Consider the following 22,770-nt stretch of genomic DNA (forward strand, 5'->3'; position numbering starts at 1 on the left):
CGACCGGACGCCACCTGCCGGATGCGCCACGCGACTTCGCCCTCAGCGCAACGCCAGCGGCGGCTACCTGGGGCGCGGTCCGCGTACCGTAGACGTCGTGCCTGATATTCCGTTCGGTTTCGCGCTCCCGGGTGGGCAACCACCAGACCCCAACGATCCCGCGCAGATGCAGCAGTTCATGTCACAGTTGCAGCACCTGCTCTCCGCGCCGGGCAGCGGGCCGGTCAACTGGGACCTGGCCCGGCAGGTAGCGGCCAGCCAACTCGCAGCCGCCGGCGACCCGGCGGTGTCACCGTTCGAGCGCAACGCCGTCGAGGAGGCGCTGCGCCTGGCCGACCTGTGGTTGGAGCCGGCCTCGGCGTGGCCGTCGGGCATCCAGTCACCGGTTGCCTGGAACCGCAACGAGTGGATCTTCAAGACGCTCGACGTGTGGCGCAAGCTCTGCGACCCGGTCGCCAGCCGGATGGTCGGCGCGATGGGCGACCTGGTGCCACCGGAGGCACGCGCCCAGCTCGGGCCGATGCAGTCGATGGTGGCCACCCTCGGCGGCGCGCTCTTCGGCGGCCAGCTCGGGCAGGCGCTCGGCTCGCTCGCCGCGGAGGTGCTCTCCGCCGGCGACATCGGGCTGCCACTCGGCCCGGCCGGCACGGCCGCCCTGATCCCGGCCAACATCCGGGCGTACGGCGAGGGCCTGGAACTTCCCGAGGACGAGGTCCGCCTCTACGTGGCGCTGCGCGAGGCCGCCCACCAGCGGCTGTTCCAGCACGTGCCGTGGCTGCGCGGGCACGTGCTCAGCGCGGTCGAGATGTACGCCTCGGGCATCCGGGTCAACCGGGACGCGATCGAGGAGGCGATGGGCCGGGTCGACCCGACCGACCCGGAGTCGATGCAGGCGATCGCCCTGGAGGGCATCTTCACGCCGGAGGACACCCCGGCGCAGAAGGCCTCCCTGGCCCGGCTGGAGACCGCACTCGCCCTGGTCGAGGGCTGGGTCTGCCACGTCGTGGACAGCGCCGCCAGCGACCGGCTGCCCAACGTCGTCCGGTTGGGTGAGGCGTTCCGCCGCCGCCGGGCCGCCGGCGGGCCCGCCGAGCAGACCTTCGCCGCACTCGTCGGCCTGGAGCTGCGCCCGCGCCGCCTCCGCGAGGCCGCGGCGCTCTGGGCCGCGCTCACCGAGCACCGCGGCATCGAAGGTCGCGACGCCGTCTGGGGCCACCCGGACCTGCTGCCCTCGGACGACGACTTCGCCGACCCGGTCGCCTTCGCGATGAACGACATGGAGCTGAGCGAGCTGGACACCTTCGACTTCACCGCTCCTGGTGGGGCCGAGGAGAAGGCCCCGGGCCAGCCCGACGAGACCGAGGGTGAGGGCGACGGCAAGCCCTGACGTCCGCACCTCGACGGCTTGAGCCACGGGTGCCCGCCTGATCGACGGCGGGCACCCACGGTCTGTGCGCACCGGATAGCAGGTCAGCCGGGCTGGCTGCGGCTGGCCGCGCGCCGACTGGGCCTGCTGGTGGGCGTCCGGCAGGCGGGCGGGCTTGGTCTGCTGACCGACGGGTACGGCAGGCGGGAAGGACTGGCTGGCTGGTCAGACGGGGCGCCGCGCGCCCGGGAGGCCGGCTGGTCAGACGCGGCGCGCGCCCGAGAGAAGGGCGCGGGTCGTTTCCCAGCCCTCGAAGGCCGGGTCCAGGGTGGCCAGGTCAGCCGGGCCGCGCAGCCGGCGCCAGCCGGCCGTGACCGCCACGTCACCTGGTCGCGGAGCGCCGCAGCGCGCGTCCGCAGGCGTCGCCGTGTCCAGGTCGATCATCGGTAGCCAGTCCGGCGCGGGCAATCGCACCGCCACCCCGAGCAGACCCGGGCCGCCGCCCTCGACCGGGGCCACCGCGACCGGCCGGGTGGTGAGTGGGCGCAGCAGCTTGCCGACGGTGAGCGCAGGCAGATCGGGTACGTCACTGACCAGCACCGCCGCCTGGTCGTAACCTTCCAGAGCGGCGAACACGGCGTTCGGGGTCGGCTCGGCCACCTCGTACACGGTCGTGCCGGGCCACACCAACGCGTCCGCCAGGGGCCGATCGGCGGGGGTCACCGCGACCGCGACCTCCACCTCGTTGAGCGTGGCGAGCAGGTCGATGACGTCTTCCGCGAGAGCCGCTCGCCACTCGGCCCGGTCGACACCGGGCGGCGACCACTGCACCGGCCCGAGCAACGCCACCACCACCCGTCGCGCCATCCCCCGAGCCTAGCGCCCGCCCGGCCTGGTCGCCCCGCCCGACCTACCCGCCCCGCCCGACCTACTCGTCTCCGTCCGGCCTACTCGTCTCCGTCCCGCCGCCCCCCGCGCCGCCGTGTGGGCCCGGACACCTCGCACGGCCGCCCCGCCCGACCCAGCCACCACGATCGACTCGGCTTCCGCGAAACTGCGGTGTCGAAGGGCCGTCGACAGCACGGCTTCCAGAAAGACGAGTCGATCTTGGCCGGACGCGCGCTGGATGGGGTGCGGGGCGCTGCGTGGCGCGCGGGCGCTGCGTGCGCGCGGGAGCGCGGGGCACTGCGTGGCGCCCGGGGGCGCGGGGCACTGCGTGGCGCCCGGGGGCGCGGGGCACTGCGTGGCGCCCGGGGGCGCGGGGCACTGCGTGGCGCGGGGGGCGCGGGGCGTTGGGCTGGGGGAGCTGGATCAGGTCGGGAGAGGTGCGCCGGAGGCGGCGGCGACACCTTCGAGGTAGCCCCGGGCGCGTTCGGCTTTGGGGTAGCGGCCGACCAACGCCCAGAACCGGGTGTTGTGGCTGGGCACGATCAGGTGCGCCAGCTCGTGCAGCAGCACGTAGTCGATCACCCACTCGGGCATTTCCTGAACGCGGTGCGAGATCCGGATGCTGCGGTCCGCAGGTGTGCACGAGCCCCATCGGCCGTTCTGGTTGGTGACCCATCGGACGCTGGCCGGCACCGCCTTCGTGGCGTACCCGGAGAGGTAGAGGTCGATGAGCCGGGTGGCGCGGGCCAGCAGCTCCGCGTCGGAGCGGGCCAGGCGCCCCTCCCGGGCGGCGAGCCGGGCGAGCATCCGGTCGACCCACTCGCTCTCCTCGGCCCGGGAGAACTGGTCCGGGATGAGAACGACGACTCGCTCACCGTCACGGTACGCGGACACCGTACGTCGCCGGCGCTGACTGCGCCGCACCTCGACGACCGGCTTACGCGTCCCCGCCATCACTGGCCCGCGCAGCCTCGGCTACGTGTCACGAAGGAAAGCTAATGCGTACTGACCAGGGGTCCGCAAGAGTCAACCACTCGACACGCGCCCGGAAAGTGGTGATTGGTCGCCTGGCGTCCTGAAAATTTCTTGACCGCCACACCGCCGCACCATCTCGTCACCCTTCGTGAACACCGATGGCACCGGCACGCGGCACCTCCCCACCGTAGGTGATCACGGCGCCGGACGCCGCCGCAGGGGCACTCGCACGGGTGTCTGTGGGGGTTTGGTCGGCGTGTCCCCGCCAAACTGACTTATCCGACCTATTTCGCCATGCACACTCTCGACGTCGACTAGCTCACAGTGTCGATGCACAGCTGACATGGAACCGCCCAGACCTGGGTAGGGTCCGCGGACCAGCGGTTACGAAGGTGACCGTGGAGTGAGACCCAGCGCCGGCGCCCCGCGTGGCCCGCCGCCGGGCACCCCCGCCGGGACGGCATCGACCGGCGGACGAGACGAGGAGGGCACCGTGGCCGACCAGGCCCAGACGACCTACAACGGTTACTGCGTGAAGTGCAAGGAGAAGCGGGACTTCGAGGGGCACGTTGAGGTCTCGAAGACCGGGATGAACATGGCCAAGGGCAAGTGTCCGGTATGCGGAACAACAGTGAACCGCATCCTGGGTAAGGCCAAGGTCTGACCTGTACGAGTGACGGGGGCGGGGCGGCCAGCGGCCACCCCGCCCCCGCGCCATCTCCAGCGAGGGACCGAGGGGTCGAAGGCCGAGGGCGGAAGGCGAAGGGCGACCGGTCGGCGACGCCCTGTCGGGTGACCGACAGCCTCGTCGGCGGGCTGTGGATAAGTCAGCAAACCCTGTGGACAACGCTGGACAGCGGCCCGAGCGCCTGTGGATAACGATCGACCGAACGCGAGGACACGGTCACGATTGGTGACCATGAGCCGCACCGTCGTACCCCGCCCCACGTTGCTGCCCGGCCTCAACCGGCTCTGGCGAGACCGGCACACCCTCCAGCTCGGCGTCAGCCCCGGGCCGGCGGTGCTGCTGGAGCTGGCCAACCCGCGGGCCGCCCACCTGCTCGACCTGCTCGACGGCAGGCACAGCGAGCGCGCGGTGCTGGCTCGGGCCGCCGCCGACCAGGTCACCGGTGACGATGCGCGTAGCCTGCTCGACGCCCTGCGTGCGGCCGGCCTGCTGGTGCCCGCGCACAGTCTGCTCCCCCGAGACCTGGCCGGCCCCGCCCGCGTCCGGCTCACCGCGGAAGCCGGCGCGCTGGCCCTGGCCGCCGCCCGGCTGCCCGGCACCCCTGCCCAGGTCCTGCGTCGCCGGCGGGCCGGCCGGGTCGTGCTCACCGGGAGCGGCGCGCTCGGCGGGCCGCTGACTGTCGGGTTGGCGCAGGCCGGGGTCGGGCAGGTGGTCCCCCTGCTCACCGGCCCGGTACGCCCCGTCGACCTGGTCGGCACCGGCATCCCCGCCAGCGAGCTGGGCCATCCGCTGGCGCCGGCGGTGCGGGCCGCGGTCGACAGTGGCGCACCGGGTACCAACACCCAGCCGGTGCGGGCCGGCCGGGTGGACCTGGTGATCCAACTCGGGGCGGACCGGCCGCCCGCGTTGCTCGCCGCCGCTTTCGCTCAGCGCCGGCAGCCACACCTGCTGGTCATCCTGCGCGAGGGCGTACCGGTCATCGGGCCGTTGGTCTGCCCACCCGCCGGCCCCTGCCTGCACTGCGTCGAGCTGCACCGGGCCGACCGCGACCCGGACTGGCCGCGGCTCGCCGCCCAACTCGTCGCCGCCGACCCGGTGGCCGCCGGGGCGACCGGGACGCTGCTCGCAGCCATCGGGTACGCGCTGGCCGAGGCGCTGACCCAGCTCGACGGCGGGCAGCCGGAGACGCTCGGCGCGGCTGTGGAGATCACCGGCGCGGGCCGTTTCCGCCGTCGAGGCTGGCCGCCGCACCCGGCCTGTGAGTGCTCGCGGGGGCGAGTCACCGCACCAGCCCGGCCGCAGAGCAGCAGCGGGGCCCTCCGGTCGGTAACAATGACCGGGTGACCGACATCCCGCGCCGCGCCGTGTCCCGCACCGCCAAGCTCGCCGCCCTGCCGCTCGGCTTCGCCGGTCGGACCGTCCTCGGCATGGGAAAGCGCGTCACCGGGCTCGCCTCCGACGTGATCTCCGCGGAGATCCAACAGCGCACCGCCGAGCAGTTGTTCAGCGTGTTGGGCCAGCTCAAGGGCGGGGCGATGAAGTTCGGCCAGGCGTTGTCGGTCTTCGAGGCCGCGTTGCCGGAGGAGATCGCCGCGCCCTACCGCCAGGCGCTCACCAAGCTCCAGGAGGCGGCGCCCCCGCTGCCGGTCGCCAGCGTGCACAAGGTGCTGGCCGAGCAGCTCGGCCCGGACTGGCGGGACCGATTCGTCGAGTTCGACGACGTCCCGGCGGCTGCGGCAAGCATCGGCCAGGTGCACCGGGCCCGGTGGCGTGAGCCGGGGTTGGACGAGTCGGGTGCGCCGAACGGCCGGGACGTGGCTGTCAAAATCCAGTACCCCGGCGCCGGAGAGGCGCTGCTCACCGACCTGAAGCAGCTCTCCCGCCTGGGCGGGATGTTCCGGGCCATCCAGCCCGGCCTGGACGTCAAGCCCCTCCTCGTCGAGTTGCGGGAGCGGATCACCGAGGAGCTGGACTACGAGTTGGAGGCCGAGTCGCAGCGCGCCTTCGCGGAGGCGTACGCCGACGACCCGGAGATCTACATTCCGAAGGTGATAAATGCGGCGCCCCGGGTGCTCGTCACCGAGTGGGTGAACGGCACTCCGCTTGCCGACATCATCCGCGAGGGCACCGAGGAGGAGCGGGACGAGGCGGGCCGGTTGATGGCCACGCTGCACCTCTCCGCCCCGCAGCGCGCCGGGCTGCTGCACGCCGACCCGCATCCGGGAAACTTCCGGCTGCTGCCCGACGGCCGACTCGGTGTGATCGACTTCGGTGCGGTGGCCCGGATGCCGGAGGGCACTCCGGAGCCGATCGGTCGCATCGCCGCGATGGCCCTGCGCGGCGATGCCGACGAGGTGGTGGCCGGGCTGCGGTCCGAGGGCTTCATCGGGTCCACCGATGAGATCGACGCCGAGGGGGTGCTCGACTTCATCCGTCCGATGCTGGAGCCCATCGCGGCAGACGGGTTCCGGTTCACCCGGGCCTGGCTGCGGGGCGAGGCGGGGCGGCTGGCCAGCCCTCGCTCCCCCACCTACCAGCTGAGTCGGCAGCTCAATCTGCCGCCGTCGTACCTGCTGATCCACCGGGTGACGCTCGGGTCGATCGGGGTGCTCTGCCAACTGGAGGCGAAGGCCCCGTACCGCAGCATCCTGGAACGCTGGCTGCCCGGTTTCGCGCCGGTCGCCTGAATACGTACGAAAGGGCGGGTGCCGGTCGGCACCCGCCCTTCCAGATCGGGGTGGTATTAGAGGACGCCCAGGTCACGAGCCGCCTGGTGGCGGCTGTTCATAGCGACGGTACGGGCGGAACGGGTTGCCTCAGTGCTCGTGGTGGTACGACCGGCCTGAGGCCGACGCATTCGAGCCCGGGACAACGCTTCGTGGAGTAGTTGCATCTCGAAGGCTCCAGTCGGAAAGTTGAACATCGTCTTCTCGCTCACTGCCGGTGTGCCACCGGCGTAGTTGGTACGGGTCGGGAACATGTCAGGCTGCCAGCCGGACCGCGCCACGCGCCTCGGACAGCCCACTGGCCGCCAGGCGCGCCTCGGCCTCGACCCGAAGCTCGGCGTCGCGGGCGACGTCCTCCTTGCGCGGACGGCCACGGGGCCGCTTACGCGGAACGACCGCGCCACGCTCGAAGATCTCGCCGCCCCAGACGCCCCACGGCTCCGCCCGCTCCACCGCCCCGGCCAGGCACTCGACGCGCAGCGGGCAGTCCCCGCAGAGCGACTTGGCCAGCTCGAGCTCGGCGGGCGAGTCGGAGAACCACAGGTCGGGGTCGAACTTCCGGCAGGGCAGGTTCGCCTCCAGCTCGACGCTCACGTCGATGGGGGCCAACGCCAGACTCATCTCCCGGTCACCTCTCTCTCACTTCGATCTCATGGATCGCATTCCGACGTACTGACGACGGGCAAAAAACTGAGGCCGCGGATCCCGGTAAGCGGGTTCCGCGGCCTCGAGGTGAGCCGGTGTCTGATGGATCAGACCGGTTTACCTCGAGGTGGAACGCCGCGGACATCCGTGCGCTTCTTGGCGACCTGGATGCCATTGCCCATGGATCCACTGGTCCCCTCGACTCCGACTGGTGCGACGGTCAGGGTCAGCTCGGCCTGAACCTGGTGCACCTGCGGAACCGACGGTCGTGCGGCCGTAAGGGCCACCCGGACAGCCGACATCGGAGCGTCGACAGACGGCATCGCCGCCAGACGCTCATAGGTGAAGATCTTCACGGGTGCCACCTCCCTCACGTTCCTCAGAATCGACTGGACCAACCCTCGTGAGCAGCCGGAATGGCGCCGCTCGCGTGGTGTGTCCTGAGGCTATTCCTCGCGCTGGGGCGAGGGCAAACGAATTTACGACTGGATTTCGAAAGTTTTCTCAGGGCAGACGTCGTCCACCCCCGCGCCGTCCACGAGTGCCAGCACCGACTCCCCGTAGAGGCCCAGCTTGCGGGGGCCGATACCGGCGATGGCGATCAACTCCTCGGGCCGGCCGGGCCGCCGCTCGGCCAACGCGACAAGCGTCGCGTCGGTGAAGACCACGTACGCCGGGACCTTCTGCGCCCCGGCCACCCGCTGCCGCCACTCACGCAGCCGTTCGTGCAGCTCATCGTCGATGTCGGACGGGCAGGTGGGGCACCGACCGAGCTTGCGGTCCGGGCCGGCGAGCAGGGTCGCGCCGCAGATCCGGCAGGAGACGATCTGGGTACGCCGTCGCTCGGGGCGTTTGGCCGCCGGACCGGTGCCGGTTGCCCGTTCGGTGCCGCCGGAGCGGTCCAGTTGGGGCAGGAACCGCGACGGTCGCCGGGCTCGCCCGCCCGGCGAGCGCGCGGCGGCGTACGACAACCAGAGCCACTGCCTCGCCCGGGTGATGCCGACGTAGAGCAGTCGGCGTTCCTCCTCGACCTGCTCGACGGTCTTGGCGTACGTGGTCGGCAGGGTGCCCTCGGCGAGACCGACCAGGAAGACCGCGTCCCACTCCAACCCCTTGGCGGAGTGCAGCGAGGCGAGGGTCACCCCGTCCACTGTCGGTACGTGCTGCTGGGCGGCCCGGCGGGCCAGTTCCTCGGTGAAGTCGGCGAGGGTGACGGGGCGTTCCACCGACGCGGCCTCGCCGATCGGCACCACCTCGGGGGTGGCCGCGTACTCCTCGGCGAGCTGGACCAGCGCGGACAGCGCCTCCCAGCGCTCCCGGGCGGCGCCGCCGGCCGGGGGCGCGTCCGGAGCCCAACCGACCGCGGTGAGCGCCTCGACGACGGCGGCCGGCAGCGGTGTCTCCCCGGGGATCGACCGGGTGGCGGCGCGCAGCGCGACCATCGCCTGGCGCACCTCGGTCCGCTCGAAGAACCGCTCCGCGCCCTGCACGACGTACGGCACGCCGGCCTCGGTGAGCGCCTTCTCGTACGCCTCGGACTGCGCGTTGACCCGGAACAGCACGGCGATCTCCTTCGCCGGCGTACCCGTGTCGATGAGTGACCGGCAGCGCGCGGCCACCGCGTTCGCCTCGGCCGGCTCGTCGGTGAAGATCCGCAGGTCGGGTTCCGGTCCCGGTGGGCGTTGCCCGCTCAACTCCAGGCGCAGCCGCGCCTCGGTGCCCCGGGCCTGGGCGATCACCGCGTTGGCCAGCCCGACCACCTGCGGGGTGGACCGGTAGTCGCGGACCAGCCGGACCACCGTGGCACCCCGGTGGCGGCGGGGGAAGTCGACAAGGTACGCCGAGGTCGCCCCGGTGAACGAGTAGATCGTCTGGCTGGCGTCGCCGACCACTGTGAGGTCGTTGCGGCCACCCAGCCAGGCGTCGAGCAACCGCTGCTGGAGCGGGTTGACGTCCTGGTACTCGTCGACCACGAAGTGCCGGTACTGGCCGCGGACCTGCTCGCCGACGTCCGGGTGCTCCTCGATGCCCCACACCGCGGCCCGCAGCATGTCCTCGAAGTCGATCACGCCGTTCGAGCGCTTGAGCTGCTCGTACGCGGTGAACACGTCGGCGACCTTCGCCGGCTCGTGCGGTGTGTCGCGCAGCGCCCGCGCCGCGGACACCACGTAGTCCCCCGGCTCGACGAGCGACGACTTGGCCCACTCGATCTCACCGGCCAGGTCGCGGGCGGCGGCCCGGTCGGTGCGCAGGCCGACCCGGGCGGCGGCGAGGGTGACCAGCCGCACCTTGCTGTCCAGCAGTTCGGGCATGGCCCGTCCGGCCAGCAGCCGGGGTGCGAAGTACCGCACCTGGCGCAAAGCGGCGGCATGGAACGTGCGCGCCTGCACACCCTGCGACCCGAGCAGAGTGAGACGGTGTCGCATCTCGGCGGCGGCGCGGGCGGTGAAGGTGACGGCGAGCACATGCCGGGGGGAGATCTCACCGGAGAGCACCCGATGGGCGATCCGCGAGGTGATCGCCCGGGTCTTGCCGGTGCCGGCGCCGGCCAGGATGCAGACCGGGCCGGCGGGTGCGGTCACCGCGGAGCGCTGCTCCGGGTCCAGCCCGGCGAGCACCTGTTCCGACGCTGAGTGAACCGCCACAACCAGGAATCATCTCAGCTCCTCCCAGCGTTGCAGCGAACAGCCTCGGCTTGATCCGCAAGCCGCGGCCGGAGGAGTTGGAGGATCCGAGGATGCTGACGATGTATTCCACCCCCTGGTGCGGCTACTGCCACCGCCTGAAGTCGCAGCTCGACCGGGAGGGCATCGGGTACGAGGTGGTCGACATCGAGCAGGACCCGAACGCCGCGGACTTCGTGATGAGCGTCAACGGCGGCAACCAGACGGTGCCGACGCTGCGCTTCGCCGACGGCAGCGCCCTGACGAACCCCTCGATCACCCAGGTCAAGCAACACCTGGAGACCCTCAGCGCCTGATCGGCCGGTGCCCCTGCGCACGAGCGGTCGCCCCACCCGGGGCGGCCGCTCGTCGTGTTTCGGCAGCCGTCACCCGGGCGGTCGTCGGTGGGTGCCGGTCGACACCTGCCGCTCGGCGTCCTCGACCGGGCGTCGGGGGGCCGGGATCCTCGGGCCGGTCGGCCGGGTCGGCGGCGTGGGCGGGCGGGCGCCGGGCGGGGCGCTCAGGTGCCGCCCCCGCCAGAGGTAACCGCCGGCCGCCAGGGTGGCCATCCCGACCAGCGCGAACAGCATCCGGTAGTCCAGGAAACCGACAAGCAACGCGCCCGTCCCGATGGAGAGCGCCTGCGGCCCGCTGACCACCGCCTGGGTGGCCGCGGCGACCCGGCCGACGAGCGTCGGCGGGGTCCGGCGCTGGATCAGCGTGTGCAGCCCGACCATCGTCAGCGGGAGCGAGACGCCGGCCAGCAGCACCGCGGCGAAGGCGAGCCGGAGGTCCGGGTACGCGAGCACGAGCGCGGCTGGGGAGAAGAAGGCGACCCCGGCGGCCAGTGTGCCGAGTTCTCCGAGCCGGCGGACCAGGGCCGGTGAGCAGAGCCCGCCGAGCAGCCCGCCGACGCCCTGCACGGTGACCAGCACACCGACGAACGCGGCGTCACGGTCGAGCCCCTGGTCGACGTAGGCGAAGATGAGCGACTCGCTGAAGCCCATCACCAGTGAGCCGAGCCCGTAGCCGAGCAGGGCCCGACGCAGGGCCGGCTCACCGGCCAGGTGCCGCAGGCCGGCACCCAACTCGGCCGGCCAGCCCAGTCGGGTGGTCGAGGGCGGCTGTTGCGGCGTGGGCAGCGCGGTCACCACCGCCGCCGCGGTCAGAAATCCGACCATGCCGATCGCGGCCAGCGCCCACCCGCCGAGCGCCGCGTAGAGCGCCGCGCCGGCCAGTGGGCCCACCAGCCGCATCCCCTGGCGTACGGTTTGCAGCACGCCGTTCGCCTCCGCGAGCAACTCGACAGGCACCAACTCCCGGATGAGCCCGCTGAGCGCCGCCCCGAGCGTGATCGACGACAGCCCGTACAGGGCCGCCACCAGGTAGACGACCCAGACGTCACCCGCGTCCGCGACGGTGAACAGGGGGGTGAGCAGTGCCGCGGTGACCACGTTGGCGGCGACGAAGAACGGCCGGCGGGGATAGCGGTCGACGAACCAGCCGATTACCGGTGCCAGCGTCATCGGCGCGACGACGGCGAAGATGGTGCCGCCGGCGAGCCCGTTGGAACCGGTCAGATCCTTGACCCAGATGGCGAGTGCGAGCAGCAGAATCGACTCGGCGGTCATGCTGGCCAGCAGACCGCCGAAGAGCAGGCGGAAGTCGGGTCGGCGCAGGACGGTGCGCATGTGTCCCTCCGGCGGGGATGGCGCGCCCGGGTGGGCGTGGTCGACGGGGCTGCGACCGCAGGTCCGTCGTCATCGGGCAGTCCTGTGGTCCATTTTTGTAAGACACGCCCCCGTCGGAAGCTCCGACGCCGGTCGCGCCGTCCATACTGGCCGTGGGGGGCGAATTTCATACAGTTACCGTCGCGTCTGCGGCGGTCGACGGGAAAGAGGACACTGTGCCTCCTGCCGCACCCAGCCCGATCATGCGTCGCCGACGGTTGGGCTTAGAACTGCGCCGCCTGCGCGAGGCCGCGGGCCTCACGGGCGATCAGGTAATCGAGAGGATCGGTTGGGCGTCTGCGTCCAAACTGTCCCGCCTGGAGAACGGCCGCAGCCGACCCGACCCGCAGGACGTCGGCGTTCTGCTGGCCCTCTACGGGGCCGACGAGGCACTGCACACGGAGCTGCTCGGGATCGCCGGCGACGCCGGCGACATGCGGGGCTGGTTGAAGAACTTCCCAGTGATGACGCAACAGCAGCGTAGTTGGGCCGAGCTGGAGGCGGGCTGCGCGGAGATCTCCGAGTACAACCCGGTGCTGGTACCGGGCCTGTTGCAGACCCCCGGGTACGCCAAGGTCCGGCTGCTCTCGGCCCGCGAGGTGGGCGCGGGTGCCGGTGAACCCGAACCCGGCGACGATCTCGACACCGAGGTGCAGGCCCGGATGGCCCGCCAGTCGCTGCTGACCCGGGAGCCGCACGCGCCGCGCTACACGGCGGTCCTGGAGGAGGCGGCCCTCGGCAATCGGGCCGGACCGCCCGAGGTGCTGCACGAGCAGTTGGTGCAGCTGTGCGAGCTGGCCCTGCTGCCCAACGTGACGCTGCACGTGCTGTTGCGGGACACCCCGGTCGGTAATTGGTACCTTCCGCCGACCGCGTTCTCCGTCTACCGGTTCGCCGATCCGCTCGACCCGGAGACATTGGCCATCGAAGGGGGGTTCACCGACGTCATGTCGACCGAGGTAATCCCACTAAATAGCTATAAAGTGGTGTTCGAGTGGCTATGCACGGCGGCACTTACCGAGTCGGAAACCCTCTCCTGGCTGATCGAGTCGACGGGACGGCTGACCGAGGCGGTGCCCCCATCCACAGTGGCGTTCGGGCCGGCAACGGCGCCGACCCAACGCCGCCGGGATGCGGGGCGACTGACGGAACGGTGATCCACGGGGGCCCATCCGTCCGGACGTGCGACGCCACTCGTCCCATCGGATCGGTTCACACCAGGAGCAGAACCATGAACGACATCCGCAACACGCCGTCCGACTCCGCCCACTCGTTGGCGGACGCCCCGTGGCGTACCAGCACACGCAGCCAGACCTCCAACTGCGTCGAGGTCGCCCCCTTGGCCGCCGGCCCGTCCGCTGTCGCGCTGCGCGACAGCAAGGACCGAGGCGGCCCGGTGCTGCTGTTCAATCGGGCCGGCTGGCTCGGCTTCATCGCCGGAGCGAAGGGCGGCCAGTTCGATCTGAACTGACCCGGTGAGCGGAACGGGGCCGTCGGCATCCTGCCGGCGGCCCCGTCTCGTCCCGGGCGCAAGCCCGCTGAGCAGGCATCGGATGATCGGACGAGGCTCAGAACCGATAGGCGCGTTTGCGTTGCTGCGATGTTCACGCGGCGTAACATGACCGTCGAAACGTGGAACTTCCACACTGGCTCATCCGTCGCGGTTCATCCGGAGACCCTCATGCGGTTCCTGATCGTTCGCACCGACATCCGCGCCGTCGCCGACGGGGACATCGCCGCCGCCTGGGCGGACGGCCACCGACTACGCGACGAGACGACCGCGCCCGAGCCGCGACGGCAGATCGTGCACGCCGAGGACCGGGACGCCGCACTGCTGCTGGCCCGCGCCCTGGCCGCGGTCGGCGCGGTCCGGGCCGGCCGACAACGGGTCAAGGTCCTGCCGCTGAACGAGCCCCGGCCGGCCTTCCGGAGCAGAACCAATCGCACAAGCACCTGACCACACCAGACGTCCGTCGTGGTCGGACCGGCTCCCCCGCCGCGTTCGCGCACCCGCCGACCACGACGGCCCGTGTTCCCGGCCTGTGACCGTCGCGGCAACGGCGGCCACGGGCCGGGACCGTGCTCACCGGTCGGCGTCCACCCAACCGTCGAGCCAGCGGTGGATGAGAAACAACGCGATCGACGACGGTGGGGGCAGGATCAGCCGAGCGCCGCCACCCACATCGACAGTCCGCCCGGCCAGCGCCGCCCCGATCTCGTGGCGCGCGAACCACCGGGCGTCCGCGATCTCGGACGGGTCGACCCGCACCGGATCGGTCGGGTCCGCGGTGGCCAGGAAACCCAACATCAGCGAGCCGGGGAACGGCCAGGCCTGGCTGCTCACGTACCTGATGCGCTCGATCCCGATGCCCACCTCCTCGCGGACCTCGCGCAGCACGGCGGCCTCCGCCGACTCCCCGGGCTCGACATAGCCCGCCAGGCACGAGTAGCGCCGGCCGTCCGGGGTGCCCGCCCAGCTGGCGTTGTTGCCGAGCAGACAGCGCCCGTCCGGACCGTCCACACCGTCGTGCACCAGCACGATCATCGCCGGGTCGGTACGCGGCCAGATCCGCCCACCGTTGCGGTCCACCCGGGACCAGCCGGCCTCGTCCATGGCGGTCGGCGCCCCGGTGCCCGACGAGTAGCCGTGCCGGGTGTGCCAGTTGACAAGGGCCAACGCGGTGGTGAAGATGCCGGCCTCCCGGTCGGCGAGCAGATGACCCACCTCGCGCAGGTTGACCGCCCGGGTCCCCGGCAGGTCCGGCAGCGGTGCGTCGACAGCGAAGACCGGCACCCCGTCCGGCTCGACACCGAGGAACATCGCCGTCGACGCCGACCCGGCCGGCACATCGGCAGCGGTGAGCAGCACCAGCGCCGGCGGTGACGCGTCGGCGCGGGCCAGCGTCCGGCCCTCGTCGGACGAGTCGAGCACCAACACCCGGGCCCGCAGCCACGCCTCGGTCAACCACTGCGAGTCGCCCCGCAGGTGGGCCGAGCGATCCAGGGTGGACCGGGCCAACGGCGGCGCGGCCTCCCCGCTCACGCCCGCGCCTCGCGGCTGCGCCGGACGGCCCGCCCGCTGCGCTCGCTCATGACAGCGGCTCGGTACGGATCTCGGTGAGCGCGGCCAGCCCTGGCGTGACCCGTTCGGCGTCGCCGAGCACCACGATCGCCGCCCGAGCCGGTGCCAGATACCGGGCCGCCACCCGCGCGACGTCGTCGGTGCTCGCCTTCGCCAACCTCGCGGCGTACTCGGCGAGGAAGTCCAGCCGCAGCCCGTTGCCCGCGTACGCGCTCGTCAACGCGGCCAGCCCGGCCTGGGTGGACATGCCGAGCTGGAGGGTGCCCAGGGCGTACTGGCGGGCCTGCTCCAACTCCTCCGGCTTCGGCGGCAACGACGCCAGCCGACCCAGCTCGTACGTCGTCTCCAGCAACGCCGGACCGGTGACCTCGGTGGCCACCTCGGCGGAGGCGACAAGCACCGACCCGGCCACGGAGTGTTCGATCCCCGAGTGCGGGCCGTACGTGTAGCCCTTGTCCTCGCGGATGTTCTCCACCCAACGAGAGGAGAAGTAGCCGCCGAAGATCAGATTGGCGAGTTGCAGTGGAGCATGGTCCGGGTCGGTGCGGGACACCGCCGGGAGCGCGATCCGCAGCGACGACTGCACCGATCCGGGCCTGTCGACAAGCAGCAGCGGCCCCGGCTCCAGCGGCGGCGTCGCCGGCAGCTCCGCGACGCGCCCGGCACCGGCCCAGCCGCCGAGCGCCCGCTCGGCCGCGTCCAGTGCCTTCTCCGGCTGCACGTCGCCGACCAGCACCAGCTGCGCGCCGGCCGGGTGCACCCGCGCCGCGTGCAGGGTGCGCAGCGCCGCCGGTCGAACGGCGCGGATCTGGCCAGGCTCCGGGGTCTGCGTCGCGTACGGGTGCCGGCCGTAGATCCGCTTCAGCAGCGCCTCCCGGGCCAGGTGGGCCGGCTGGCTCTGCGCCACCTGGATCCGGTCGACGAGCCGGTCCCGCTCGGTGGCCACCTCGTCGCTCGGGTAACTGGCGCTGGTCAGCACCTCGGCCAGCAGCTCCAGCATCCGGTCCAGGCCGGTGACCAGGCCAGCGCCGGAGAGCATCAGCCGGTCCGGGTCGACGCCCGCGGAGAGCCCGCCGCCGACCTTCTGCAACTCGGCGGCGAGCTGCACACTTGTCATCGACTCGGTGCCGGACAGCATGGTCTGCGAGAGCATCGCGCCGCGGGCCAGGTGGACCCGGCCGAACGGCACCCAGAGCCGCAGCTCGACAAGCGGCACGGCGGGCCGGCGTACGGCGATCACGGTGAGCCCGTTGCGCAGTGTGCGCTCGGCCTGCTTCGGCACCTTGAGCTTGCGGGTCGGGCCGAGCGGGGGCAGCGTACGCGGCCCGGCGGGAGCGGTGGTCGTGCTCATCGGGCACCTCCGGCGATGACCTCGATCGCGGCACGGCGTTCCGGCCGCAGGGTGGCCGCGGCGGCCCGGACCTGCTCCTCGGTGACCTCGCCGACCAGCCGGGGCAGCTCGTTGAGCAGGCCCGGTTCGCCGCGCTGCTGCTCCAGCACTGCCATCCGCAGCGCCCGGCCGAGCACCGCGTCGGTGTCGCGCAGCAGGTGGGTCGCCATCCGGGCCTGGGTGCGGGCCAGCTCACCGTCGGTCAGCCCGTCGGTGGCCAGCCGGTCCAACTCCTCGTCGATGGTGCGCAGCACCTTGTCCACGTCGCCGCCGGGTGGCAGGTGCGCCTGCAACAGCAGCGCGGTGGGGTCGCGGACGTCGAAGGGGTCACCCATGAAGCCGAGGTAACCGCCGAGGCTTGTCACAGTGTGGTCCCGTTGCACCATCCGCTCGACGAGCCGCGACGCGTCACCGTCGGTGAGCACCTCGGCCAGCACGACGTAGGGCAGGTAGCCGGCGAAATCGCTGACCGGGTCGGGCACCCGCCAGGCACCGGCGACCGCCGGCAGCGGCGCCAGGGCATCGGTGTACGAGGTGCGCCGCTCGGCGGTCAGGTCGGGCTCGGTGAAGTCGGGCCGCACCGGTGCCGGCCGGGCCGGCACGTCGCCGAAGTGGCGGTTCACCAACTCGGTCGCCTCGGCCACGTCGATGTCACCGCTGACGGCGAGGACCGCGTTGCCGCTGGCGTAGTAGCGGCGGAAGAAGTCAGCGGCATCGGCGACGGTCGCCGACTCCAGGTCGTCGAAGGAACCGTAGCCGTCGTGCGCGTTCGGGAAGGTGTCGAACATGACCGGCGGCAGGGTCAACCAGGGGAAACCGCCGTACGGCCGGTTGAGCACGTTGACCCGGATCTCCTCCTTGACCACGTCGACCTGGTTGCGCAGGTTCTCCTCGGTGAGCCGGGGGCCGCGCATCCGGTCCGCCTCCAGGAACAGCGCACGTTCGAGCGCGTTGCTCGGCAGCGTCTCGAAGTAGTCGGTGTAGTCCAGGTGGGTGGAGCCGTTGAACGTGCCACCCGCCCCCTGTACGTGCCGGAAGTGGGCAAGCTTCTCCAGGTTCTCCGAGCCCTGGAACATCAGGTGTTCGAAGAGGTGCGCGAAGCCAGAGCGTCCTTCCGGCTCGGAGCGGATGCCGACGTCGTAGACCACCGCAACCCCGATTACCGGGGCGCTGCGATCGGGGGTGAGCACCACCCGCAGGCCGTTGTCGAGGGTGAACCGCTCGATCGGATACTTCGTCGCTGGAATTCTGGATCTCCGCGCAGGCACGGAGTCGACCCTAGCGCGTCGGCACCCCCACCACCCGCGACCTCAGCGGAGCCGCCGAAACCGGGGCGGTGCGGCGGGACAGCAACGAGTTCGGCAGGCATCGCGTGGTCGCCTCGCGGCCGTCGACCGGCCTATCAAGTTGATAGGAAATACCGACATAAGCGAGACACGCCATCCCGACATGTGGATGGGTCTTGACGCTGGCCAGGCCCTGACCCACTCTTCCTACCAACTAAGTAGGAATACTGCGGATTGGATGGACGATGAGACGGCTCCCCCTGCGTCGGTTGGTCACCCTGGCCACCCTTGCCGCCCTCGGGGCGGCGACTGTGGGCAGCACCGCCGGGTGCGGCGACGACAGCGACGGCTCGGGTGGCGGCTCCGGCGGCCCGGTGACGCTGCGCCTCGGCTACTTTCCCAACATCACCCACGCGCCGGCGGTAGTCGGCGTGGAGAAGGGCATCTTCGCCGAGAAGCTCGGCGCCGACGTCAAGCTCGACCCGAAGACCTTCAACGCCGGCCCGGAGGCCATCGAGGCGGTCTTCTCCGGCGCGCTGGACGCCACCTACATCGGGCCGAACCCGACGGTGAACGCCTTCTCCAAGTCCAAGGGGGAGGCCGTCCGGGTCGTCTCCGGCGCGGCCTCCGGCGGCGTGGCCCTGGTGGTCAAGCCCGCGATCAGCGGCGTGCAGGACCTGAAGGGCAAGAAGGTCGCCACCCCGCAGCTGGGCAACACCCAGGACGTGGCGATCCGGTACTGGCTCAAGCAGCAGGGCCTCACCACCACCAAGGAGGGTGGCGGCGACGTCAAGATCGTCCCGCAGCAGAACGCACAGACCCTGGAAACCTTCCGAAGCGGCGCGATCGACGGCGCTTGGGTCCCTGAACCATTCGTCTCCCAGCTCATCAACGCCGGCGGCAAGGTGCTCGTCGACGAGCGTGACCTGTGGCCGGACAAGAAGTTCGTCATCACCAACCTGCTGGTCAGCACGAAGTTCCTCAAGGCGCACCCGGACGTGGTGCAGAAGCTGGTCGACGGCCAGGTGGCCGCCAACGAGTTCGTCAACAGCAGGCCCGAGGAGGCCCAGCAGGCCATCTCCGACGCGATCGGCAAGATCACCGGAAAGCCGCTGGACCTGAAGCTCATCAAGCAGGCGTGGCCGACGTTGGAGTTCACCAACGACCCGATCGCGACCTCGCTCAAGGCCGGTCTCGACCACGCTGTCGAGGTCAAGCTGACCGACCCGGTCGACCTCAAGGGCCTGTACGACCTGACGTACCTCAACAAGTCCCTCAAGGCGCAGGGCAAGCCCGAGGTCGTCCAGCCATGACGTCGACAACGACGACGCCGCAGAGCGCGACGACAGCCGTCGCGCTCTCCGGCGTGACAAAGGTGTACGGCCGCGGGCCGAGCGCCGTGCTGGCCCTCGACGGCGTGTCACTCGACGTCGCACCCGGCGAGTTCGTCTGCCTGGTCGGCGCCTCCGGCTGCGGCAAGAGCACCCTGCTCAACCTGGTCGCCGGACTGGACCGGCCCAGCGGCGGCCAGATCGGGCTGGCCGGCGACGCCAACCCGGGGTTGATGTTCCAGGAACCGGCGCTGTTTCCCTGGCTGACCGTCGAGGGCAACGTGGAGGTGCCGCTCAAGTTGCGCCGGCTCCCCCGGGCGGAACGCCGCGAGCGGGTGGCCGAGTTGCTGCGCACTGTGCACCTTGCCGACTTCGGCCGCAAGCGCCCACACGAACTCTCCGGGGGCATGCGGCAGCGGGTCGCCCTGGCCCGCACGCTCGCCCTGGACACCCCGGTGCTGCTGATGGACGAACCCTTCGGCGCGCTGGACGCGATGACCCGCGACATCCTGCACGACGAGCTGGAACGGATCTGGTCCGAGCGCAACCTGTCGGTGCTCTTCGTGACGCACAACGTCCGCGAGGCCGCCCGGCTGGCCGACCGGATCATCCTGCTCTCCAGCCGCCCCGGCCGGATCATCTACTCCACCGCTGTGGACATCCCGCGCCCCCGCCGGATCGACTCCCCCGAGGTCGCCGCCATCGCCGCCGAGGTCACCGAGCGGCTCCGTACGGAGGTGGGCCGCCATGGCCAATGACACGCTGACCAGCGCGGCGCGTACCGACGCGCAGATCTCCGGCCTGGACGCCCTGGACATCGCCGGCCGGGACAAGGAGGTCTCCCGGGGTGCCCGGTTCTGGGCGGCCACCTGGCCCAAGCTGGCGGCGCTGGCCATCGCCATCGCGGTCTGGCAGCTGGTGGTCTGGTCGGGGTGGAAGCCGCCGTACTCGTTACCGGGGCCTATGGAGGTCGGCCGCGAGCTGACCAGCCAGGTCCAGGCCCCACAGCTCTGGGAAGGTCTGGCCACCACGTTGCGCCGGGCCGCCGTCGGGTACGTCTTCTCGGTCGCTGTCGGCCTGCTGCTGGGCCTGGCGGTGGCCCGGTCGAAGGTGCTGCGCGCGGCCATCGGCTCGATGATCACCGCGTTGCAGACAATGCCGTCGATCGCCTGGTTCCCGCTTGCGATCCTGCTGTTCGAGCTGAGCGAGAAGGCGATCTTCTTCGTGGTCGTGCTCGGTGCCGCGCCGTCCATCGCCAACGGGGTGATCTCCGGTGTGGACTACGTGCCGCCGCTGCTGCTGCGCGCCGGCCGCAACCTGGGCGCCCGTGGGTTCAACCTCTACCGGTACGTCATCGCACCGGCCGCCCTGCCGGCGATCGTCGCCGGCCTCAAGCAGGGCTGGGCGTTCTCCTGGCGCAGCCTGATGGCCGGTGAACTGATCGTGGTCGGTATCTCGCAGACGTCGCTCGGCGCCCAACTTACCTACTCGCGGGAGCTGTCCGACGCACCCTGGCTGCTCTCCACCATGATCGTCATTCTGGTGCTCGGTCTCGGCGTGGACGCCGCCTTCGGCGCTGCGGACAAGGCGATCCGGCGCCGCTGGGGCGTGCTCGACCAGGCGGGCAACTGAGCGGTGTACGTCTCCGCGCGCAGTGACTACGCGCTCCGGGCGATGCTCGCCGTCGCCGCCGCTGGTGGCGGCGGCGAGTTGGTGAAGGCGGCCAGCCTGGCCGAGGTGCAGGACATCCCGCTCAGCTTCCTCCAGGGCATCCTGCTCGACCTGCGCCGGGCCGGCCTGCTGGACAGTCATCGCGGCGCGGACGGCGGGTACGCCCTGACCCGCCCCGCCGACGAGATCACCGTCGGCGACGTGTTGCGCGCGGTCGGCGGTTCACTCACCACTGTGCGTGGCCTACCGGCCGAGCGTGCCGGCTACCACGGAGTGGCCGCCGGGCTTACCGACGTCTGGCTGGCGGTGCACGGGGCGATCGCCACCGTGGTCGACAGCACCACACTGGCCAACCTGCTCACCCACCACCCGACCGACCGCGCCCCCACCACCTGAAGCGGCGGAGGCGGTGTGGTCGGATCGGCGCCCCGCCGACCCAACCACACCGGCGACTGCTCAGCCCACGTGTGCGACCGCCGGGCCAGGTCCCGGGTCGTCGGGGCCGCGCAGCTCCACCAGCCCGGCGGGAGCGTTACCCGTCGGGGTGGCGTGCCAGGGCACGAAGGCCGCAACCATGGCGAGCAACAGACCGGCGAGCGCGAGCGCGACCACCAGGATCAGTTCGCGCACCGCGCCCGAGCCGACCTCGCCCGCCATGGTCACCCCTCCCGCGTCGAGCCCCCCGCCCGACGTCCCCCCGTCGGCTAGCTTCGACCACGGTCGGCGGGCGCGCAGTCGGCCAGCCGACCCACCCGAGGCTGATTACCGACCGGGCGGGGCGGGCCGTGCGGCGGGGCGGACCGACCGGTCGGTGCGCCGGGCGGGCCACACGGACAGCCGACCGCCCGGAGCACCTGGAGAAACAATCGACCCGCACCGCCGAAGCGGTGCGGGTCGATGGAAGCGCAGCAGATCAGACGGTACGCGGGCGGCGCGGGCGACGCGACCGACCAGACGCGCGGTGCGCCGGACGGGCGGCACCGTCGGTAGCCGTGCCACCGGCACCGCGTCCCCGGACGGCGGGCGCCGGCGGGGCGACGATGGTCACCGGCACGCCGGACGGCTCGCGGGCACCGGTCACCCGGGCCAACGCAGCGTCACCCGGGCGCACCTGCACCGACTCGGGTCGGATGCCGGCCACCGCCATCAGCCGCGACACGTCCCGGCGCTGCTCGGGCAGGACCAGGGTGACCACGGAACCGGACTCGCCGGCCCGCGCCGTGCGGCCGCCCCGGTGCAGGTAGTCCTTCGCCTCGGCCGGCGGGTCCACGTTGACCACCATGTCCAGGCCGTCCACGTGGATGCCCCGGGCCGCCACGTCGGTGGCCACCAGAGCGGTCACCTGGCCGTTGCGGAACTGCTCAAGGATGCGGGTGCGCTGCGGCTGGGACTTGCCGCCGTGCAGCGCGGCCGCGCGTACGCCCTTGGCGAGCAACTGGCGGGCCAGCCGGTCGGCGCGGTGCTTGGTGCCCATGAACAGGATGGTGCGGCCCTCGCGGGCGGCGATCCGGGTCAGCGTGTCGGGCTTGTCCAGAGCGTCGACGTGCAGCACGTGGTGGGTCATCGCGGTCACCGTGGCGGTGCCCGGGTCGACCGAGTGGGTGACCGGGTTGCTCAGGAAGCGGCGGACCAGCCGGTCCACGCCACCGTCCAGGGTGGCCGAGAAGAGCATCCGCTGCCCCTGCGGGGCGACCTGCTCAAGCAGCTTGGTGACCTGCGGCAGGAAGCCCATGTCGGCCATCTGGTCGGCCTCGTCCAGCACGGTGATCTCGACCTGGTCCAGCCGGGCGTCGCCGCGGTTGATCAGGTCGTGCAGCCGGCCGGGGGTGGCGACGACCACCTCGGCACCGGCACGCAGGGCGTCCGCCTGCCGCTGCAACGACAGCCCGCCGACGACGGTGGCGCAGCGCAGCCCGACGGCGCGGGCGTACGGGGCCAACGCCGTGGTGACCTGCTGGGCCAGCTCACGGGTCGGCACGAGCACCAGGGCCAGTGGGCGGCCCGGCCGGGCCTTGCGGCCGGCGGTGCGGGACAGCAGCGGGAGCCCGAAGGCGAGGGTCTTACCGGAGCCGGTACGACCCCGGCCCAGCACGTCCCGGCCGGCGAGCGAGTCGGGCAGCGTCGCCGACTGGATCGGGAACGGCTCCGTGATGCCCTGCGCGGTAAGCGCGGTGAGCAGCGCCGGCGCCAGACCGGTATGAGCGAAAGAAGGAATAACTGTGGTCATGCGGAAGCCTTCCTCGACGCGGCACGTGTCGAGGGAGGGCGCCGAAGTCGGCGCTGTCAACCGGCTGCGCACGGCAGCCAGGACTCACAAGCACGAACCGAT

General features: G+C 71.9%; 23 protein-coding genes. 12 read left to right on the forward strand and 11 right to left on the reverse strand.

Annotation, left to right across the window (positions count from 1 at the left end; genetic code table 11):
- The first annotated feature begins 97 nt into the window (after nucleotides 1-97).
- Nucleotides 98-1,387 (forward strand): zinc-dependent metalloprotease, encoded by a 1,290-nt coding sequence (locus AB0B86_RS27015; protein ID WP_357420076.1) that lies wholly within the window; start codon nucleotides 98-100, stop codon nucleotides 1,385-1,387.
- Between the two features lie 240 nt (nucleotides 1,388-1,627).
- Here the strand turns inward: AB0B86_RS27015 and AB0B86_RS27020 are convergent, their stop codons facing one another.
- Nucleotides 1,628-2,233: a hypothetical protein gene (locus tag AB0B86_RS27020; RefSeq protein ID WP_357420077.1), complete on the reverse strand. Its 606-nt coding sequence runs from the start codon at nucleotides 2,231-2,233 to the stop codon at nucleotides 1,628-1,630.
- A 444-nt stretch (nucleotides 2,234-2,677) separates the two neighbouring features.
- Nucleotides 2,678-3,208: a M48 family metallopeptidase gene (locus AB0B86_RS27025; protein ID WP_357403210.1), complete on the reverse strand. Its 531-nt coding sequence runs from the start codon at nucleotides 3,206-3,208 to the stop codon at nucleotides 2,678-2,680.
- A 514-nt stretch (nucleotides 3,209-3,722) separates the two neighbouring features.
- Here AB0B86_RS27025 and AB0B86_RS27030 point away from each other — a divergent pair.
- From AB0B86_RS27030 to AB0B86_RS27040, 3 genes are all read left to right on the forward strand, one after another.
- On the forward strand, nucleotides 3,723-3,893 hold the full coding sequence (locus AB0B86_RS27030; protein WP_167457767.1) for a DUF5679 domain-containing protein: 171 nt from the start codon (nucleotides 3,723-3,725) through the stop codon (nucleotides 3,891-3,893).
- A gap of 255 nt (nucleotides 3,894-4,148) precedes the next feature.
- Nucleotides 4,149-5,261, forward strand: coding sequence for a hypothetical protein (locus tag AB0B86_RS27035; protein ID WP_357403208.1), 1,113 nt, complete (start codon nucleotides 4,149-4,151; stop codon nucleotides 5,259-5,261).
- A complete protein-coding gene (locus AB0B86_RS27040; protein ID WP_357403206.1) occupies nucleotides 5,258-6,604 on the forward strand; it encodes an AarF/ABC1/UbiB kinase family protein in 1,347 nt (448 codons plus the stop codon). The genes AB0B86_RS27035 and AB0B86_RS27040 overlap by 4 nt, the downstream gene beginning before the upstream one ends.
- A 294-nt stretch (nucleotides 6,605-6,898) precedes the next feature.
- On the opposite strand, the gene AB0B86_RS27045 is transcribed toward AB0B86_RS27040, so the two are convergent.
- The 3 genes from AB0B86_RS27045 to AB0B86_RS27055 all read right to left on the reverse strand — a co-directional run bounded on the left by AB0B86_RS27045 (nucleotide 6,899) and on the right by AB0B86_RS27055 (nucleotide 9,933).
- On the reverse strand, nucleotides 6,899-7,264 hold the full coding sequence (locus AB0B86_RS27045; RefSeq protein WP_357403204.1) for a WhiB family transcriptional regulator: 366 nt from the start codon (nucleotides 7,262-7,264) through the stop codon (nucleotides 6,899-6,901).
- A 131-nt stretch (nucleotides 7,265-7,395) separates the two neighbouring features.
- On the reverse strand, nucleotides 7,396-7,644 hold the full coding sequence (locus AB0B86_RS27050; RefSeq protein WP_357403202.1) for a hypothetical protein: 249 nt from the start codon (nucleotides 7,642-7,644) through the stop codon (nucleotides 7,396-7,398).
- A gap of 123 nt (nucleotides 7,645-7,767) precedes the next feature.
- Complete coding sequence (locus AB0B86_RS27055) at nucleotides 7,768-9,933, reverse strand: ATP-dependent DNA helicase UvrD2 (protein WP_357403200.1); 2,166 nt, start codon at nucleotides 9,931-9,933, stop codon at nucleotides 7,768-7,770.
- 92 nt (nucleotides 9,934-10,025) lie between these two features.
- Here AB0B86_RS27055 and AB0B86_RS27060 point away from each other — a divergent pair, with 92 nt between their 5' ends.
- The gene (locus AB0B86_RS27060) at nucleotides 10,026-10,268 is read left to right on the forward strand and encodes a mycoredoxin (protein WP_357403198.1); all 243 of its coding nucleotides are present in this window, start codon (nucleotides 10,026-10,028) and stop codon (nucleotides 10,266-10,268) included.
- A gap of 69 nt (nucleotides 10,269-10,337) precedes the next feature.
- Here AB0B86_RS27060 and AB0B86_RS27065 read toward each other — a convergent pair whose 3' ends face one another.
- Nucleotides 10,338-11,642 carry an MFS transporter gene (locus AB0B86_RS27065; protein ID WP_357403196.1) on the reverse strand — a complete coding sequence of 435 codons (1,305 nt, stop codon included), beginning with the start codon at nucleotides 11,640-11,642 and terminating at the stop codon, nucleotides 10,338-10,340.
- A 215-nt stretch (nucleotides 11,643-11,857) separates the two neighbouring features.
- On the opposite strand from AB0B86_RS27065, the gene AB0B86_RS27070 reads away from it, so the two are divergent.
- From AB0B86_RS27070 to AB0B86_RS27080, 3 genes are all read left to right on the forward strand, one after another.
- Nucleotides 11,858-12,838, forward strand: a complete 981-nt coding sequence (locus tag AB0B86_RS27070) for a helix-turn-helix transcriptional regulator (RefSeq protein ID WP_357403194.1) — start codon at nucleotides 11,858-11,860, stop codon at nucleotides 12,836-12,838.
- Between the two features lie 74 nt (nucleotides 12,839-12,912).
- Entirely contained in the window at nucleotides 12,913-13,152 is a 240-nt protein-coding gene (locus AB0B86_RS27075) for a DUF397 domain-containing protein (protein WP_357403192.1), read from the forward strand.
- A gap of 210 nt (nucleotides 13,153-13,362) precedes the next feature.
- A complete protein-coding gene (locus tag AB0B86_RS27080; protein ID WP_357403190.1) occupies nucleotides 13,363-13,638 on the forward strand; it encodes a hypothetical protein in 276 nt (91 codons plus the stop codon).
- Nucleotides 13,639-13,764: 126 nt separating this feature from the next.
- Here the strand turns inward: AB0B86_RS27080 and nudC are convergent, their stop codons facing one another.
- The 3 genes from nudC to AB0B86_RS27095 are packed head-to-tail and all read right to left on the reverse strand — an operon-like array spanning nucleotide 13,765 to nucleotide 17,421.
- Entirely contained in the window at nucleotides 13,765-14,724 is a 960-nt protein-coding gene (gene nudC, locus AB0B86_RS27085; protein ID WP_357403188.1) for an NAD(+) diphosphatase, read from the reverse strand.
- 46 nt (nucleotides 14,725-14,770) lie between these two features.
- Nucleotides 14,771-16,114, reverse strand: a complete 1,344-nt coding sequence (locus AB0B86_RS27090; RefSeq protein WP_357403186.1) for a pitrilysin family protein — start codon at nucleotides 16,112-16,114, stop codon at nucleotides 14,771-14,773.
- The gene (locus AB0B86_RS27095; protein ID WP_357403184.1) at nucleotides 16,111-17,421 is read right to left on the reverse strand and encodes a pitrilysin family protein; all 1,311 of its coding nucleotides are present in this window, start codon (nucleotides 17,419-17,421) and stop codon (nucleotides 16,111-16,113) included. Before AB0B86_RS27095 ends, AB0B86_RS27090 begins: the two co-directional genes overlap by 4 nt.
- Before the next feature lie 263 nt (nucleotides 17,422-17,684).
- On the opposite strand from AB0B86_RS27095, the gene AB0B86_RS27100 reads away from it, so the two are divergent.
- Genes AB0B86_RS27100 through AB0B86_RS27115 form a run of 4 tightly spaced genes read left to right on the forward strand, consistent with a single transcriptional unit; the run spans nucleotide 17,685 to nucleotide 20,837 of the window.
- On the forward strand, nucleotides 17,685-18,752 hold the full coding sequence (locus AB0B86_RS27100; RefSeq protein WP_357403182.1) for an ABC transporter substrate-binding protein: 1,068 nt from the start codon (nucleotides 17,685-17,687) through the stop codon (nucleotides 18,750-18,752).
- Nucleotides 18,749-19,528 (forward strand): ABC transporter ATP-binding protein, encoded by a 780-nt coding sequence (locus AB0B86_RS27105; protein ID WP_357420078.1) that lies wholly within the window; start codon nucleotides 18,749-18,751, stop codon nucleotides 19,526-19,528. The genes AB0B86_RS27100 and AB0B86_RS27105 overlap by 4 nt, the downstream gene beginning before the upstream one ends.
- Nucleotides 19,518-20,402 (forward strand): ABC transporter permease, encoded by an 885-nt coding sequence (locus AB0B86_RS27110; RefSeq protein WP_357420079.1) that lies wholly within the window; start codon nucleotides 19,518-19,520, stop codon nucleotides 20,400-20,402. The genes AB0B86_RS27105 and AB0B86_RS27110 overlap by 11 nt, the downstream gene beginning before the upstream one ends.
- Nucleotides 20,403-20,405: 3 nt before the next feature.
- Nucleotides 20,406-20,837 carry an Rrf2 family transcriptional regulator gene (locus tag AB0B86_RS27115; RefSeq protein ID WP_357403176.1) on the forward strand — a complete coding sequence of 144 codons (432 nt, stop codon included), beginning with the start codon at nucleotides 20,406-20,408 and terminating at the stop codon, nucleotides 20,835-20,837.
- 60 nt (nucleotides 20,838-20,897) lie between these two features.
- On the opposite strand, the gene AB0B86_RS27120 is transcribed toward AB0B86_RS27115, so the two are convergent.
- Entirely contained in the window at nucleotides 20,898-21,098 is a 201-nt protein-coding gene (locus AB0B86_RS27120; protein WP_357403174.1) for a hypothetical protein, read from the reverse strand.
- Nucleotides 21,099-21,354: 256 nt separating this feature from the next.
- A complete protein-coding gene (locus AB0B86_RS27125) occupies nucleotides 21,355-22,668 on the reverse strand; it encodes a DEAD/DEAH box helicase (RefSeq protein WP_357403172.1) in 1,314 nt (437 codons plus the stop codon).
- Nucleotides 22,669-22,770: the final 102 nt, after the last annotated feature.

Origin of the sequence: Micromonospora sp. NPDC049047, assembly GCF_040649135.1 — a bacterium.
In the GTDB taxonomy this organism is placed as follows: domain Bacteria; phylum Actinomycetota; class Actinomycetes; order Mycobacteriales; family Micromonosporaceae; genus Micromonospora.

Bases quoted from the DNA above. Each gene is read 5' to 3' on its own strand.
- AB0B86_RS27090 (WP_357403186.1), bottom strand. From the start codon at position 16,114: ATGAGCACGACCACCGCTCCCGCCGGGCCGCGTACGCTGCCCCCGCTC.
- AB0B86_RS27080 (WP_357403190.1), top strand. From the start codon at position 13,363: ATGCGGTTCCTGATCGTTCGCACCGACATCCGCGCCGTCGCCGACGGG.
- AB0B86_RS27125 (WP_357403172.1), bottom strand. From the start codon at position 22,668: ATGACCACAGTTATTCCTTCTTTCGCTCATACCGGTCTGGCGCCGGCG.
- AB0B86_RS27020 (WP_357420077.1), bottom strand. From the start codon at position 2,233: ATGGCGCGACGGGTGGTGGTGGCGTTGCTCGGGCCGGTGCAGTGGTCG.
- AB0B86_RS27110 (WP_357420079.1), top strand. From the start codon at position 19,518: ATGGCCAATGACACGCTGACCAGCGCGGCGCGTACCGACGCGCAGATC.
- AB0B86_RS27075 (WP_357403192.1), top strand. From the start codon at position 12,913: ATGAACGACATCCGCAACACGCCGTCCGACTCCGCCCACTCGTTGGCG.
- AB0B86_RS27100 (WP_357403182.1), top strand. From the start codon at position 17,685: ATGAGACGGCTCCCCCTGCGTCGGTTGGTCACCCTGGCCACCCTTGCC.
- AB0B86_RS27120 (WP_357403174.1), bottom strand. From the start codon at position 21,098: ATGGCGGGCGAGGTCGGCTCGGGCGCGGTGCGCGAACTGATCCTGGTG.
- AB0B86_RS27035 (WP_357403208.1), top strand. From the start codon at position 4,149: ATGAGCCGCACCGTCGTACCCCGCCCCACGTTGCTGCCCGGCCTCAAC.
- AB0B86_RS27060 (WP_357403198.1), top strand. From the start codon at position 10,026: ATGCTGACGATGTATTCCACCCCCTGGTGCGGCTACTGCCACCGCCTG.
- AB0B86_RS27025 (WP_357403210.1), bottom strand. From the start codon at position 3,208: ATGGCGGGGACGCGTAAGCCGGTCGTCGAGGTGCGGCGCAGTCAGCGC.
- AB0B86_RS27045 (WP_357403204.1), bottom strand. From the start codon at position 7,264: ATGAGTCTGGCGTTGGCCCCCATCGACGTGAGCGTCGAGCTGGAGGCG.
- AB0B86_RS27065 (WP_357403196.1), bottom strand. From the start codon at position 11,642: ATGCGCACCGTCCTGCGCCGACCCGACTTCCGCCTGCTCTTCGGCGGT.
- AB0B86_RS27105 (WP_357420078.1), top strand. From the start codon at position 18,749: ATGACGTCGACAACGACGACGCCGCAGAGCGCGACGACAGCCGTCGCG.